15 protein-coding genes are annotated in these 15,196 nt (G+C 62.0%); 5 read left to right on the top strand and 10 right to left on the bottom strand.

The genetic code is table 11. The features are described 5' to 3' along the window. Nucleotides 1-43: 43 nt before the first annotated feature. The 7 genes from cbbX to KJQ96_RS26065 form a co-directional block, all read right to left on the bottom strand. Entirely contained in the window at nt 44-937 is an 894-nt protein-coding gene (gene cbbX, locus KJQ96_RS26095) for a CbbX protein (protein ID WP_213289265.1), read from the bottom strand. A 152-nt stretch (nt 938-1,089) separates the two neighbouring features. Continuing rightward, entirely contained in the window at nt 1,090-1,509 is a 420-nt protein-coding gene (locus tag KJQ96_RS26090) for a ribulose bisphosphate carboxylase small subunit (protein ID WP_213289264.1), read from the bottom strand. Nucleotides 1,510-1,521: 12 nt separating this feature from the next. Next, complete coding sequence (locus KJQ96_RS26085) at nt 1,522-2,982, bottom strand: form I ribulose bisphosphate carboxylase large subunit (protein ID WP_213289296.1); 1,461 nt, start codon at nt 2,980-2,982, stop codon at nt 1,522-1,524. Nucleotides 2,983-3,037: 55 nt separating this feature from the next. Beyond that, nucleotides 3,038-4,123 (bottom strand): class II fructose-bisphosphate aldolase, encoded by a 1,086-nt coding sequence (fba, locus tag KJQ96_RS26080; protein ID WP_213289263.1) that lies wholly within the window; start codon nt 4,121-4,123, stop codon nt 3,038-3,040. Nucleotides 4,124-4,156: 33 nt separating this feature from the next. Continuing rightward, nucleotides 4,157-6,193 carry a transketolase gene (tkt, locus tag KJQ96_RS26075; RefSeq protein WP_213289262.1) on the bottom strand — a complete coding sequence of 679 codons (2,037 nt, stop codon included), beginning with the start codon at nt 6,191-6,193 and terminating at the stop codon, nt 4,157-4,159. After that, nucleotides 6,190-7,065 carry a phosphoribulokinase gene (locus tag KJQ96_RS26070; RefSeq protein WP_213289295.1) on the bottom strand — a complete coding sequence of 292 codons (876 nt, stop codon included), beginning with the start codon at nt 7,063-7,065 and terminating at the stop codon, nt 6,190-6,192. The genes tkt and KJQ96_RS26070 overlap by 4 nt, the downstream gene beginning before the upstream one ends. A gap of 12 nt (nt 7,066-7,077) precedes the next feature. Next, nucleotides 7,078-8,115, bottom strand: a complete 1,038-nt coding sequence (locus tag KJQ96_RS26065) for a class 1 fructose-bisphosphatase (RefSeq protein WP_213289261.1) — start codon at nt 8,113-8,115, stop codon at nt 7,078-7,080. 145 nt (nt 8,116-8,260) lie between these two features. Here KJQ96_RS26065 and KJQ96_RS26060 point away from each other — a divergent pair, with 145 nt between their 5' ends. From KJQ96_RS26060 to KJQ96_RS26040, 5 genes are all read left to right on the top strand, one after another. Then, nucleotides 8,261-9,232 carry a LysR family transcriptional regulator gene (locus KJQ96_RS26060; RefSeq protein WP_213289260.1) on the top strand — a complete coding sequence of 324 codons (972 nt, stop codon included), beginning with the start codon at nt 8,261-8,263 and terminating at the stop codon, nt 9,230-9,232. Between the two features lie 268 nt (nt 9,233-9,500). Next, nucleotides 9,501-10,046 (top strand): TRAP transporter small permease, encoded by a 546-nt coding sequence (locus KJQ96_RS26055; protein WP_213289259.1) that lies wholly within the window; start codon nt 9,501-9,503, stop codon nt 10,044-10,046. 1 nt (nt 10,047) lies between these two features. Beyond that, nucleotides 10,048-11,355 (top strand): TRAP transporter large permease, encoded by a 1,308-nt coding sequence (locus tag KJQ96_RS26050; protein ID WP_213289258.1) that lies wholly within the window; start codon nt 10,048-10,050, stop codon nt 11,353-11,355. Nucleotides 11,356-11,369: 14 nt separating this feature from the next. Next, nucleotides 11,370-12,344 (top strand): TRAP transporter substrate-binding protein, encoded by a 975-nt coding sequence (locus KJQ96_RS26045; RefSeq protein WP_249734513.1) that lies wholly within the window; start codon nt 11,370-11,372, stop codon nt 12,342-12,344. Between the two features lie 243 nt (nt 12,345-12,587). Further along, the gene (locus KJQ96_RS26040; protein WP_213289257.1) at nt 12,588-13,592 is read left to right on the top strand and encodes a calcium-binding protein; all 1,005 of its coding nucleotides are present in this window, start codon (nt 12,588-12,590) and stop codon (nt 13,590-13,592) included. A 65-nt stretch (nt 13,593-13,657) separates the two neighbouring features. Here KJQ96_RS26040 and KJQ96_RS26035 read toward each other — a convergent pair whose 3' ends face one another. Genes KJQ96_RS26035 through KJQ96_RS26025 form a run of 3 tightly spaced genes read right to left on the bottom strand, consistent with a single transcriptional unit; the run spans nt 13,658 to nt 15,190 of the window. Then, entirely contained in the window at nt 13,658-14,425 is a 768-nt protein-coding gene (locus KJQ96_RS26035; RefSeq protein WP_213289256.1) for an SDR family oxidoreductase, read from the bottom strand. Continuing rightward, nucleotides 14,415-14,558, bottom strand: coding sequence for a hypothetical protein (locus KJQ96_RS26030; protein ID WP_213289255.1), 144 nt, complete (start codon nt 14,556-14,558; stop codon nt 14,415-14,417). Before KJQ96_RS26030 ends, KJQ96_RS26035 begins: the two co-directional genes overlap by 11 nt. Continuing rightward, nucleotides 14,555-15,190 carry a TetR/AcrR family transcriptional regulator gene (locus KJQ96_RS26025; protein WP_249734512.1) on the bottom strand — a complete coding sequence of 212 codons (636 nt, stop codon included), beginning with the start codon at nt 15,188-15,190 and terminating at the stop codon, nt 14,555-14,557. The genes KJQ96_RS26030 and KJQ96_RS26025 overlap by 4 nt, the downstream gene beginning before the upstream one ends. Nucleotides 15,191-15,196 lie beyond the last annotated feature (6 nt).

Below are 15,196 nucleotides of genomic sequence, written 5' to 3'. Positions count from 1 at the left end.
AACGAAAATCCAGTAAAATCAACGGTCGGGTGCTTGTTCCTCTTCACTCGGAGCGAACCATCGGCTTGTCTCTCAGAAAGACCCGGCTGGCGAGCACGTCTGACGCCTCCAGCGACATGATGTCGTCAGCGGTCAGCACGCGATCGAGATCGGCGACGAGACGATTGGCTTGGCGCAGGCGCATGCGATCGAGCGCGTTTCGGATCGAGCGCGCGTTGGAGAACAGCGGCTGGGTCTTGCGCAGCACGATGTAGCGGATGAACGCTTCACGCGCGTCGGCGCTGAGTTTGTAATTCATGTCGCCGAGCATCAGCTCGGCGATGGCAAGCAACTCGGGCTCCGAATAGTCCGGAAAATCGATGTGATGGGCGATGCGGGAGCGGAAGCCGGGATTGCTGGCGAAGAATTTATCCATCCGATCGCCGTAACCGGCAAGAATCACCACGAGATCCTCGCGCTGGGTTTCCATCACCTGCAACAGTATCTCGATCGCTTCCTGACCGTAATCGCGTTCGTTGTCGGGCCGGTGGAGATAATAGGCTTCGTCGATGAAAAGCACGCCGCCCATCGCCTTCTTCAGCACTTCCTTGGTTTTCGGCGCGGTGTGGCCGATATATTGTCCAACCAGCTCATCGCGGGTAACCGACACCACCTGGCCGCGGCGCACGAAGCCGAGCCTGTGGAGAATGCTCGCAATCCGCAGCGCTACCGTGGTCTTGCCGGTGCCGGGATTGCCGGTGAACGACATATGCAGTGTCGGCACCTCCGACGTCAGATTCAGACGCTTGCGGATACGTTCGATCAGCAAGAGCGATGCGATTTCGCGGATACGGGTTTTGACGGGCGCTAGCCCGATCAGCTCGCGGTCGAGCTGCGTGAGGATTTCCTCAATGCCGACGGATTCGAGCTCCTCGCGGAGGTTGACCGTGTCTGTCATGTCGGCGGTATCCATGTCCATCTGGCAAACCTCGACGCAATGCATGCGCAGCCCGAAAAAACTCCGTCGCCGCTTCGACAGCGACGGAGCAGTGCATCCGGCAGACGAAAGGCACGATCAGGGAGAACGCGTCTGTCGGACCGAACCAGTGACTAACCGTAGCGCCGGCCCTCCGGACGGTCGGCGGCGTATGATTTGGTCGTGTAGCGGATGTTGCGGCCGGCAACTTCATGCCGCTCGAGGCGGAAGCCGGGTTCCTCCTTCGGTCGGTTGACGATGAAGGACAGCCGCACCGATTCCCAGCCGTGACTGGAATCGAATGCCGACAGGCGGATGTAGCTGTTACCATACACTTTGCGGCATTGGTTCAGCTCCATCATCACGCCGGCGGCGTCGCGGAGATCGAACATCGGCAATCCCCACATTTCCCAGAGATTGTTGCGGGGATGTGGATCGTCGGTGAATTCGATGTTCACCGCCCAGCCATTCTCCAGGCAATACTGGACCTGGCGGGAGATCTGCTCGTCGGTGAGATCGGGCAGAAACGAGAAGCAGCCTTGGGTAATGCGCATGATTTCCGCTCCTTAAAGCGCGACAGAGGGCGTGGGCACGTAGTCGGGCATGTCGGTCGATTCGTAGTTGAAGGTGACGTCCTTCCAGACTTCCAGCGCCGATTTCAGCGGCGTGCAGGTCTCTGCGGCTTTGGCGAGAATCTCAGGACCCTCGTGCAGATAGTCGCGGCCTTCATTGCGCGCGAGAATCATGGCTTCCAGCGCCACGCGGTTGGCGGTCGCGCCGGCCTGAATGCCCATGGGATGGCCGATCGTGCCGCCGCCAAACTGCAGGATCACGTCTTCGCCGAGATGATCGAGCAGTTGATGCATCTGCCCGGCGTGAATGCCGCCGGACGCGACCGGCATCAGCTTGTTGAGGCTCGCCCAATGCTGGTCGAAGAACACGCCGTGCTCCAGACGCATCGGATTGTAGTCCTCGCGGCAGATGTCGTAATAGCCGCGCGTGGTCGCCGGATCGCCCTCGAGCTTGCCGACCACGGTGCCGGCATGGATGTGATCGACGCCCGCAAGCCGCATCCATTTCGCGATCACCCGGAACGAGACGCCGTGGCTGCGCTGCCGGGTATAGGTGGAATGACCGGCACGATGCAGATGCAGGATCATGTCGTTGCGGCGCGCCCATTTGGCCATCGACTGGATCGCGGTGTAGCCGATCACGAGATCGATCATGATGATGACCGAGCCGAGCTCCTTGGCAAACTCGGCGCGCTCGTACATGTCCTCCATCGTGCCGGCGGTGACGTTGAGATAGGTACCCTTGATCTCGCCGGTCGCGGCCTGCGCCTTGTTGACGGCCTCCATGCAATAGAGAAACCGCTCGCGCCAATGCATGAACGGCTGCGAGTTGATGTTCTCGTCGTCCTTGGTGAAATCGAGCCCGCCCCTCAGCGCCTCATACACCACGCGCCCGTAATTGCGCCCGGATAGGCCGAGCTTCGGCTTCACCGTGGCGCCGAGCAGCGGCCGGCCAAACTTGTCCATGCGCTCGCGCTCGACCACGATGCCCGTCGCAGGCCCCTGGAACGTCTTCACGTAGGCCACCGGCAGCCGCATATCCTCGAGCCGTAATGCCTTCAACGGCTTGAAGCCGAACACGTTGCCGATGATCGAGGCCGACAAATTGGCGATCGATCCGGGCTCGAACAGGTCGAGGTCGTAGGCGATGTAGGCAAAATACTGGCCCGGCGAATTCGGCACGGGATCGACGCGAAAACATTTGGCGCGGTATTTCTCCGCCGCCGTCAGCCGGTCGGTCCACACCACGGTCCAGGTCGCGGTCGAGGATTCGCCGGCGACCGCCGCCGACGCCTCGATCGGATCGACCCCGTCCTGCGGCGTGACGCGGAACAGCGCGATGATGTCGGTGTCCTTGGGCTCGTAGTCGGGCTCCCAATAGCCCATCTTCTTGTATTCGAGAACGCCGGATTTGTAGCGATCCTTGCCGCGGACAGTCATCGAGTGCATGTTCATATCGCTCTCCTTGGGTGGTGTGCGGCGATTGGCCGGGATCGAACGCGTCGTCAGCTCATTCGGCGGCATCGGCTATTCCTCCGATTTGTGGATCGAGTGCGCCCGAACGGTAGCGTCGCGCCATCTCAGCCAATGGGACGACCTTGATCTGGGACGCATGCCCCGCCGTGCCGAATTGCTCGAAGCGCTCGCGGCAAAGATCGCGCAAGCCATCCATCGCCGGTTTCAGAAATTTGCGCGGGTCGAACTCGTTTCTGCTCTGCGTTGCGACCTTGCGGAACGCCGCAGTCATCGCCAACCGGCAGTCGGTATCGATATTGACCTTTCGGACACCGTGCTTGATGCCGCGGACGATTTCCTCGACCGGCACGCCCCAGGTCTGCGGCATCTCGCCGCCGAACTGGTTGAATGCGTCCTGCAGCGGCTGCGGCACCGAGGACGAGCCATGCATCACCAGATGCGTGTTGGGCAGCCGGTGATGGATTTCCTCGACCACCCTCATGGCAAGGATGTCGCCGTCCGGCTTGCGCGAGAATTTGTAGGCGCCGTGGGAAGTCCCCATCGCGATCGCCAGCGCATCGACCTTGGTAGCGCGAACGAAGTCGACGGCCTGATCCGGATCGGTCAGCAACTGGTCGTGGCTGACCTCGCCTTCGACGCCGTGACCGTCCTCCTGCTCGCCGCCGCCATGCTCCAGCGAGCCGAGCACGCCCAATTCGCCTTCGACGGAAGCGCCGATCCAGTGCGCCATGTCAACCACGCGGCGGGTGATGTCGACGTTGTATCGGTAGCTCGCCGGAGTCTTGGCATCGGCCATCAGCGAGCCGTCCATCATCACCGACGTGAAGCCGTGCTGCAGCGCGGTGGCGCAGGTCGATTCCTCGTTGCCGTGATCCTGGTGCAGGCAGAGCGGGATCTGCGGATACATCTCTTCCAGCGCCTCGATCATCTTCGCCAGCATGATATCGTTGGCGTAAGAGCGGGCGCCCCGCGAGGCCTGGATGATGACGGGCGCATCGACAGCAGCCGCCGCCTCCATGATGGCAAGGCCCTGCTCCATGTTGTTGATGTTGAATGCCGGCACGCCATAGCCATGCTCGGCGGCATGATCCAGCAATTGCCTCAGCGTTATCAGCGCCATCGGAATCTCCGTGTCATTACTCTCATGTGATCGTCATGCCCAGGTTGCCGCCATCCTTGACCGCGCGATGCAGCGCATCGCCGCTGTGGCGACGGCGTTCGAGGTAATGCCGAATTCGCGGTAGAGCGTTTCCGCCGGTGCAGATGCGCCAAAGCCGGTCATACCGACGAATTCGCCGCCGTCGCCGAGCCAGCGCGCCCAATCGCCCTCGATCGCGGCTTCGACCCCGACCCGCGGGGCGTCTCCAAGAACCTCCGCCCGGTACTCCTGGGACTGCTGACGAAACAGCTCGAAGCACGGCGCCGAGACGACGGCCGCACGGACATTGTCCTTTGCGAGCGTTTTCGCAGCCTCGATGGCGATCGAGACTTCCGATCCGGTCGCAATCAGCGTGACATCGCGTCCGCCCTCCGGCTCAACGACGACATAGGCGCCGCGCGCGACCAGATTGTCACACCCGCCTTCGCGGAAGGCAGGCAGCGCTTGCCGCGACAGACACAGCACGGACGGACTGGCCTGCGCCCGTAGCGCGCAGTCCCACGCCTCGGCGGTCTCGACGGCGTCGCCCGGTCGAAAGATCAGTAGATTGGGGATCGCTCGAAGCGATGCCAGATGTTCGACCGGCTGATGGGTGGGGCCATCCTCGCCCAGCCCGATGGAGTCGTGCGTCATCACATGGATGACACGAATGTTCATCAGCGCCGCCAGCCGGATCGCCGGACGGCTGTAGTCGGCGAAGCTGAGGAACGTACCGCCATAGGGGATGAAGCCGCCATGCAGCGCGATGCCGTTCATCGCCGCCGCCATGGCGTGCTCGCGCACGCCATAGTGAATATAGCTGCCTGCAAAGGAGCCAGGCTGTACCGGCCGCTGGGTCCTGGCTCGCGTCAGGTTGGAATGCGTGAGATCCGCCGAGCCACCGAGCAGATTGGGCAGCGCCTCGGCGATGGCATCGATCACGCGCTGCGACGCCTGCCGGGTGGCAATATTGGGTCGCTCGGTCGCGAAGTCATCGCGCAGCTTTGTCATTGCTTGCGCATAGCTGCACGGCAGGTTGCGATTCAGCGCATCGTGAAATGGCGAACGGGAATCCGAACTCAGACGCTTGGTCCGTTCGATCCAGCAGCGGCGCGCGGCATGCCCGCGGCGGCCTGCCTGACGCCACTGCGCAAGGACGGCTTCCGGAATCTCGAACGGCGCGTGCGGCCAGTTCAGCGCATCACGCGTTTTGGCGGCTTCTTCGCCACCCAGCGGCGTGCCATGGACTTTCTCGGTTCCCTGACGGTTCGGCGCGCCGAAACCGATGATCGTGCGGCAGGCAATCAGCGACGGCCGGTCGCTGCTGCGCGCCCGCTCGATCGCGGCCGCGATCGCTTCGGGATCGTGGCCGTCAATCCGGCTGGCCGACCAGCCCACCGCCTTGAACCGTGCGAGCTGATCATCCGAGCATGACAGCGACGTGGCGCCGTCGATCGAGATTTCGTTGTCGTCGAACAGCACGATCAGGCGATTGAGCCTGAGATGCCCGGCCAGCGAGATCGCCTCGTGGCTGATCCCCTCCATCAGGCAGCCGTCGCCCGCGATTACATAGGTGAAATGATCGACGCAGTCGTCGCCAAAGCGGGCGTTCATCAGCCGCTCGGCCAGCGCCATACCAACGGCCGTGGCAATGCCCTGCCCGAGAGGTCCGGTGGTCGTCTCGACACCCGCCGTATGGCCATATTCGGGATGTCCCGGTGTCTTCGACCCCCATTGGCGGAAGGCCCTGAGTTCGTTCAGCGTCATGCCTTCGTACCCCGTCAGGTGCAGAAGTGCATACAGCAGCACCGAGCCATGGCCGGCCGACAGCACGAAGCGGTCGCGATCCGGCCACGCCGGATCCGAGGGATCGAATTTGAGGAAGCGCGAAAACAGAACGGTCGCGACGTCAGCCATGCCCATCGGCATGCCCGGATGACCGGACTTCGCCTTTTCAACGGCGTCGATTGCCAGGAAACGGATCGCGTTGGCCATCTCTGCGTGCGACAGATCCGGGCGGCTGGCTATGCGGGACAGAGCGGGAGCGTTCATATCGTGCGCCTCTTGCGTTCCATCAGTTGCAGGATCAGTGGGGTGAGGATGAGCTGCATCGCCAGGTCGAGCTTTGCCCCGTGGATCACGATCGAATTGGCGCGCGACATGAAGCTGTGCGGAATCATCGACAGCAGATAGGGAAAATCGATGCCGCGCGGATTCTTGAGACGAATCACCACCATCGATTCGTCGGGCGTCGGAATCCACCGCGCGATGAACGGGTTCGACGTATCGACGGTCGGAACGCGCTGGAAATTGATGTCGGTCTCGGCGAACTGCGGACAGATGTAGTTCACATAATCCGGCATTCGCCGCAGGATGGTGTCGGTCACCGCCTCGGCGGTATAGCCGCGGTCGCGACGATCGCGATGCAGCTTCTGGATCCATTCCAGGTTGATCACCGGCACGACGCCGATCTTGAGATCGGCATGCTGCGCCACGTTAACCTTGTCGGTCACGACCGCGCCGTGCAACCCTTCGTAAAACAGTAGGTCGGACCCTGCCGGCAATTGGTCCCATTCGGTGAATGTTCCCGGTTTAGCGCCGTACAGCTTCGCCTCTTCCTCGTCGTGGACGTAGTGACGCGTCATTCCGGTGCCGGATTCACCGTAGTCGCGAAACACTTTTTCGAGTTCCTCGAACAAGTTGGTTTCCGGACTGAAATGGCTGAAATGCTTGTTGCCGCGCTCGGCCTCCTCCAGCATCTTGCTGCGCATCTCGAAACGATTGTAACGATGGAAGGCATCGCCTTCGATGTAGGCCGCGACCACCTTTTCGCGGCGGAAGATCTGCTCGAACGTCTTCTTCACCGACGTCGTGCCGGCGCCCGACGAACCCGTAATCGATATGATGGGATGAGCCCGTGACATCATGATGCCCCGTCAGCGGAACAGGCCGCGCCGCGCGAACAGCGGCGCGTCGCTATTGTCGAACATCGGCTCGATCCTTTCGTGAATGGCGGCGATGTCGCGCACGCCACGCATAGAACCCATGATCAGCGGCACCCGCTGGTGCGGCGTCCTCGCAGCCACTTCTAGAATTCGCCGCCGTCCGGTCGAGGCCGCGCCGCCGGCCCATTCCATTACCAGCGCCATCGGATGGGCCTCGTACAGCAGGCGAATCCTCCCTTCGCGATAGCTGGGGCGGGCATCGGCCGGATAGAGAAACACGCCGCCGCGCGCCAGAATGCGAAGCGATTCCGCAACCAGCGAACCGATCCAGCGCATGTTGAAATCCGCCTCACCGCCACCGCTGGTACCGGCGAGACATTCATCGATGTAGGCGCGAACGGGACCATGCCAGTGCCGGCGATTGGACGCGTTGATGGCAAACTCCGGCGTATCGCGCGCGACCTGCACGGCCTGCCGGATCAGCAGAAATTCCCTCGCGCGCCTGTCGAGAATGAAGATGTCGACGCGCGCGTTGAGCGCGAGGACGAGCGTGGTTTGTGGACCGTAGACCAAAAAGCCTGCCGCGCATTGCGCCGTGCCGGGCTCAAAGAAGGTCGAAAGGATGTCGTTGCCTCTCGGGCGGATCGAAAAGATGGTGCCGATCGAGATGTTGTTTTCGAGATTGGCCGATCCGTCGAGCGGATCGATCGCAACACACAGGTGCGCCTCAGGCCGCAAGGTTTCCGGCAGCGCCGCCTCCTCGGAAAGGACCGCCGCCACCGGCGCGTCGCGCAGCGCACGGCGCATCATTTCGTCGGCGACGATGTCGATGTCTTTCTGCCGGTCGCCGTCGGAATTGATGCCGCTATCCTGCCCGGTGATATCAACGAGCGGTCCGTTCGCAATCAGCGCGGCGAGTTCGATCGCAGCGGCGGCAATGGCCTCGATCACCGCACCGACCGCCGCGCCATGCGGGATCAGCGCAATCGACTTCTCGAGATGTGAACGCAGCGTCACGCGTTCGTCCATGGCCGTCTCCCGGTGCGCTCTCTCGGCGCTGTCGAAGCGTCCGCCGATTGGCGACCCGCGCTCTTAAGCAAGCGCAGTTTGCTGAATTAGGGAAATTTTGTTATCTTTGGCCTGAGCAAAGTTTTTGTTATAATGGAGACGTGCCATGGCCGGCCGGTTGTTGCGCGAATTGACCATCCGCCAATTGCGCGCGCTGGCCGCCGTGCAAAAGCACCGGTCGGTTACCGCGGCGTCGAAGCAGCTATACCTGACACAGCCCGCGGTAACGTTGCAGCTACGCAACCTACAGGCGGTCGCAGGATTGCCGCTGATCCAGCGCACCGGCGACGGCATGCTGCTGACGGATGCCGGGCGCGAGGTATTGGCGCTCGCCGAGCGGATCGAGGCAGCGATCACCGACTGCGAGACTACGTTGGAGATGATGGCGGGAAAGACCGCGGGCCGCATCTCGATCGGCGCGGTCTCGACGGCGAAATATTTCGTGCCGTTCATGATCTCCGGCTTCTCGAAGCTCTATCCGAACGTCGAAATCACGCTCTCGATCGGCAACCGCCAGGAAGTCGGCGAGGCGCTGCGCGGCTACGATCTCGACTTCGCGATCATGGGCCGCCCACCCGCCGATATTGACATGAACGTCCACCTGATCGGTGATCATCCCCACGTCATCATCGCGCCGACTGCGCATCGGCTGGCACGAAAATCCCGCATCGCGCTACGCGAGCTTGCCGGCGAAACCTTCCTGACGCGCGAGCCCGGGTCCGGAACGCGCGGGCTGATGGAGCAATTGTTCGAGACGTCGGGCATCCGGCCCAAGATCGGCCTCGCCATGAGCAGCAACGAAACCATCAAGCAGGCAGTGATCGCAGGGCTAGGCATCGCCTTCCTCTCTGCGCACACGGTCGCGACCGAGCTCGACGAACGGCGCCTGGTCACCCTGGACGTCGATGGCCTGCCGATCGTGCGGCAATGGTTCGCGCTTGCGCGCAGGGACAAGGTGTTGCTGCCGCCGGCGCAGGCGATGCTCGATTTCCTCAGCGCCAAGGGCAAGCAGTTTCTGCCCCGCACCCATCGCAGGTTGCGGCTCACCCGGCCGTCAGGCGGTGCCAGGCGCGGCTGACGCGCTCTGCTTTCACCTCGCTTTGCACGAGAAAAGGACTAGAGCCAAGATCCGGTCGCGATCGGAATGGTATCCCGCCGAAAGAGTCGCAGGATTTGCCTCGTCCTGCCTTGACTGTCCGGAGCAACTCCGAAAACCTATCACCTTAGAAGGCTGATTTCGGTCGCGTGGGCGGGGCGCGGATCGATAGGCCCTTCCATAAGGAACGACCGAAAGTGGTACGTCTATTGCTTCCCGGCAATATGCGTGCGAGGGGTAAGGACTCATTATGATCCGCGTGTTTCTCGATCGGCTCTACCTTTTCTCCGGTTATCTTGCCGGACTTTTCCTCATTGCGATTTTTGTCCTGATGCTGCTGCTGTCGGGCGGCCGGCCGTTTGGCATCAATATTCCAGCGGGCGACGATTTCATCTCCTGGTGCATGGCGGCGACCGCTTTCCTCGGGCTCGCGCATACATTCAAGCACGGCGAGATGATCCGTGTCGGCCTGTTGATCGACCGCCTCAGCGATAATGTGCGTCATTATGTCGAGATCGCAGCCCTCCTGGTCGGTGTCGGCTTCATCGGCTTCTTCGCCTGGCATGCCGTGATCATGACCTGGCAGTCGTGGAAATTTTCCGATATTTCGCAAGGCGTCATCGCGGTGCCGCTGTGGATTCCGCAACTCGGCTACAGCGGCGGCCTCGCGATTCTTTTCATCGCCTTCGTGGATGAGTTGATCCATGTGCTGCGCGGCTTTGCGCCGCGCTACGAATTGCCGAAGGCGCAGAGCGCCGAGGAAATCGTCGAGCGTGCCATGCAGAGCGGGGTCTGAGATGGAGCTGCTTTCCATCGCCGCCATCCTGCTCGGATTCCTGGCGCTGCTGCTCGGCGCCGGCGTCTGGATCGGCGTCGCCCTGATGGCGACGGGATGGGCCGGCATGCAATTCGCCGGCGGCGCCATTCCGGCCGGCAGCGTGCTGGCGACGACGGTGTGGGGCAACAGCGCATCCTGGTCGCTAGCCGCGCTGCCGCTCTTCATCTGGATGGGCGAAATTCTATTCCGGACGCGCCTGTCGGAGGAAATGTTCCGCGGATTTGCGCCGTGGCTGAACTGGTTGCCGGGCCGGCTCATGCACGTCAATGTGCTCGCCTGCGGCGTGTTCGGTTCGGTGTCGGGATCATCAGCCGCGACCTGCGCCACCGTTGCCAAGATCGCCCTGCCCGAATTGAAGAAGCGCGGCTACGACGAAGGCTTGAGCCTCGGCTCGCTGGCCGGTGCGGGCACGCTCGGCATTCTCATTCCGCCGTCGATCACCATGGTGGTCTACGCCGTGCAGGCGAACGTCTCCATCATTCAGGTTTTTCTCGCCGGGTTTCTGCCGGGCGTGTTGGTGATGACGCTCTATTCCGGTTACATTGCGATCTGGTCGCTCGCCAATCCGAACCGGACTCCGCCGGCCGAACCATCCATGAGCCTCCGCAGGCGCATTGCCGAGTCGCTCAATCTCATTCCTTGTCTGCTGCTGATCATTTTCGTCTTTCTGTCGCTGCTGATGGGCTGGGCGACCGCGACGGAATGCGCGGCCTGGGGCGTGTTGGGGTCGCTCGCGATTGCCTGGTGGCAGGGCGCGCTGACCTGGCAATCGTTCTGGGCTAGCGTCATGGGCGCAACACGGGTCAATTGCATGATCCTGCTGATCCTGGCGGGCGCCTCCTATATGGGCACGTCGATGGCCTATACCGGCATCCCGATGGCGCTCGCGAACTGGGTGAACGGCCTCCAGCTCAGCCCCTATGCGCTGATTGCGGCGCTGACCGTGATGTACGTCGTGCTCGGCACGGCACTCGACGGCATCTCCATGATCGTGCTGACGACCGCCATTGTCATTCCGATGGTGAAGCAGGCCGGCTTCGATCTGGTCTGGTTCGGAATCTTCCTGGTGCTGGTGGTGGAAATGGCGGAGGTCTCTCCGCCCGTCGGCTTCAACCTGTTCGTCCTGCAGACCATGAGCGGCAAGGATTCCAACACGGTCGCCAAGGCGGCCTTGCCGTTCTTCTTCTTGCTCGTTCTGGCGGTTGCCATCATCACGGTCTTTCCTGATATCGTGATGCTGCTGCCGCGGATCGCGTTCCCTGGCTAGAGAAAGGTATTGTCATGTTCAGACTTATAAAGACGTGCGCATTGGCCGCCTGCATCGCGGCGCTTGCCGCCCCCGCAATGGCGCAAACAAAATGGAATCTTCCGGCGGCCTATCCGGCGGACAATCCGCATTCGGTGAATCTGATCGCGTTCGCCAAGGACGTTGCCGATGCAACCGGCAACAAGCTGCAGATCACCGTGCACCCCGCCGCGTCGCTGTTCAAGGCGCCGGAAATCAAACGCGCGGTCGCAACCGGCCAGGCGCAGGCCGGCGAGGTTCTGATCTCGCTGCATGAGAACGAAGATCCGATGTTCGGCATCGACGTGATCCCCTTCCTGGCGACGAGCTATCCGGCAGCCAAGAAGCTGTGGCTCGCCTCGAAGCCCGCCATCGAAAAGAAGCTCGCCTCGCAGGGACTGATGCTTCTGTTCGCGGTGCCGTGGGGTCCACAGGGCATTTATGCCAAGAAAGACCTCAACACGGTCGAGGATATGAAAGGCTTGAAGTGGCGCGCCTATAACGTCGGCACCTCGCGCATCGCCGAACTCGTCGGCGCGCAGCCCGTCACCATCCAGGCAGCGGAACTGCCGCAGGCGCTGGCCACCGGCGTTGTGAACGCGTTCATGACCTCGGGCTCGACCGGCTACGACAGCAAGTCCTGGGAAACCATGACGCATTTCTATGATACGCAAGCCTGGATTCCGAAGAACGTCACCTTCGTGAACAAGGCGGCGTTCGACGCGCTCGACAAGCCGACGCAGGACGCGATCCTGAAGGCCGCGGCGGTTGCAGAAGAACGCGGCTGGAAGCTCGCGGAAGAAAAGGCGAAGTGGTATCTCGAACAGCTTCAGGCCAACAAGATGAAGGTGCTGCCGCCACCTCCGGCGCTGAAGTCCGGCCTCGAGAAGATCGGCGAGCAGTTGACGGCCGATTGGCTCAAGAAGGCGGGTGCCGATGGTGAAGCCGTGATCGCCGCCTATAAGAAGTAAGGCCACCAATATCTTGCGCTCGCAGCGTCCGGCGTTGGTTGCCGGACGCTGCCATTCGCGGACGATGCTCACTTGTCCGAAATTGTAATGCTGCCCGAAATAATAATGCTGCCGACAAGCATCCTTCGATACATCCTTAGGTAGACGAGTAATTATTTCTTAGGAGCATCGCGATACCGTTCAGACATCTTCACAGCATGTCGCCGCTTGCAGAGGGCGGCAACTGGGTTTGGAAATGCCGCCATGAGAGTGCTCTACAATCCTCTTTCCCCATCGTTCCGACCCTGGTCGTTGCCGCAGCCGCCGGAGCCGCCCAGGCTTTTGGCCACGCTGGCGTCCAACCATCAGGCTTCATCGAACGAGAAATCGCAAAGCGGACCTTCAACCCCGTCCACCGGCAGCATCGGCCAATCGCCGGTGGTACAGGCGTTCTTGCTGCGGTTGCAGGAACTGGGAATGTCATATCGCCCGGGGACCGACGGCGACGACGCGCTGTCCGGTTGGACCAAGACTCTCGCCGATGGCGGCGATGGCAACGATACGATCGATGCTTGGTCCGATAGCGTCGTCGATGGTGGCGCGGGTAACGACTCGCTCCGTGCCTGGTCGGGATCGGCGGTCTATGGCGGCGCCGGCAACGACCAGATCGACGTCTGGTCCGACAGCGCCGTGGATGCCGGCGATGGCGACGACATGGTGCGCGCCTGGTCAAGTACCGTGACGAGGGGCGGCGCCGGAAACGACACGATCAGCGCCTGGTCGGAGAGCCTGGTCGATGGCGGCGCGGGGAATGACACGATCTCGGTATGGTCCGACAGCCGCGCCTATGGTGGTGACGGCAACGATTCGATCTCAGCTCTTGTCGGCAGTTATGTCGAGGGCGGTGCGGGCAACGACACCATCGATGCGGACAACGGAACGATCGTCAGCGGCGGTACGGGCGACGATACAATTCGCGCTGACCGGGGCTCCACAATCCTGTTCAATGCCGGCGACGGCAAGGATACCGTCTTCACCAACCGCGACGTTACCATCAAACTGGGCGCGGGCTTGTCGGCCGAGAATATGAACGTCACGATATCAGGAAATGTCGCGACGGTGTCCTTCGGAGATGGGTCGGACCAGTTGACGTTGGATATCGGCTTCCATCCGGTAAACCTCTCCTTCGCCGATGGCTCAAGCGCCGAAATCAAGGTGGATACGTTCAGTGCCTTGCGTGCGCGATCAGGCGAGACGAAACTGGCTTGACCGCAGCCAGGCGCGAAACGCTTCTTGAAGACTTGTGCCGGGCGGCGTGAAAGAAGCGCCAACAATTAAAGACAGGTCGTGATGCCGCCGTCGACGTAGAGCGTATGCCCGTTGACGAAGGACGAGGCATCTCCCGACAGAAAGACGGCGGCGCCGATCAGTTCGTCCACGTCGCCCCAGCGCGAGGCCGGCGTCCGCTTCTCCAGCCACGCTGAAAACTGGGGATCGTCGACCAGTGCTTGATTCAGCGGGGTCTTGAAGTAACCCGGCGCGATGGCATTGATCTGCAGTCCGTGCCTGGCCCAATCGGCGCACATGCCGCGCGTCAGGTTCTTGATCGCTCCCTTGGTAGCGGTGTACGGGGCAATGCCCGGGCGGGCCAACTCGCTCTGAACCGACGCGATGTTGATGATCTTGCCCTTTGCGCGCGGGATCATGTGGCGCGCGACAGCCTGGCCGACGTAGAAGGCGCTCGAGACATTGGTCCTGAGCAATTGCTCCCATTTCTCCGCCGGAAAATCCTCAAGCGGCGTACGAAACTGCATGCCGGCGTTGTTGACGAGAATATCGATCGCCCCATCCGTCCGTTCGATTGTCGCAACTCCTTCGCGGACATCGTCGGCCACGGTGACATCGAAACCGGCGACCGCAACCTTGTGCCCGGCTGCGGTCAAGCTTGCGGCGGCGGCTTCAAGCTTGCTGCGCTCCCGTCCATTCAGGACCACGGAGGCGCCATGCTCGGCGAGCCCTCGCGCGATGGCAAGACCGATCCCCTGGGACGATCCTGTGACGAGTGCTCGTTTGCCGGCCAGATTGAACAGTTCAAATGCCACGGCGGACCTTCTCCATGCGCAGGTGGGTCGGATGGACGTAGAAATATCGCACACGGCGGTCAAGCCAAAACGACAGATCATCCGGGATGGCGAGCGTACCGGCGACGGTGCCGGCGGAGACAGGTGATTTCACCTGGGCTTCGGATAGATGTCTAGAAACCCGGTCGTTGCCGCACGGGCCCGCCGCGCGATCTCGCCGGCAGTCGGGCGATCGGCCACTTGAAGCAGCAGGCCGGTCATCAGGTCGCCCCAGAGCAGCCCCGAGAATTGTTCGGCCATCGCGGCAGGATCGCCATCGCAAAGACTGGCTGACTTGGCGTTTGCCATGATCTCTCGCAATGAATCACGCGTAGGCCGGCGAGCGATCGAATCCAGCGCTTGTGCAACCTTTGGCGCGTGCACTGTTTCGGATATCGCCAGCCGGAACACAGCAACGACGACCGGATCGGTCGTTTCCGTCAGAAGCCTCGTTCCAAAAGCGGTAAGCGCGTTGGCCAGGGTTTCCCTGTCGCGCAACTCGGGCAGATCGGCCGGCGCTTTCAACCGCCGGGCGCGCTCGGTGATGCAGGCGACCAGCATCGCTTCCTTGTTGCCGAACAGCGAATAAAGCTCGCGTTTTGACACGCGTGCGCGCGTCGCAATCTCCAGCGTGCTGGTCTGCGCATAGCCGTCCTCCATGAAGGCCGAAAGGGCCGCGCCGAGAATCCGCTTCCGGACTGCGGCGCAATCGGCTTCTTCTTCGCGCGGCTTCATCTTCCGACTCATCGATGT

Origin of the sequence: Bradyrhizobium sp. sGM-13, assembly GCF_018398875.1 — a bacterium.
Lineage (GTDB): Bacteria > Pseudomonadota > Alphaproteobacteria > Rhizobiales > Xanthobacteraceae > Bradyrhizobium.
Note: the sequence above shows the minus strand (reverse complement) of the source record. Positions and strands in the feature narration are given on the sequence as shown.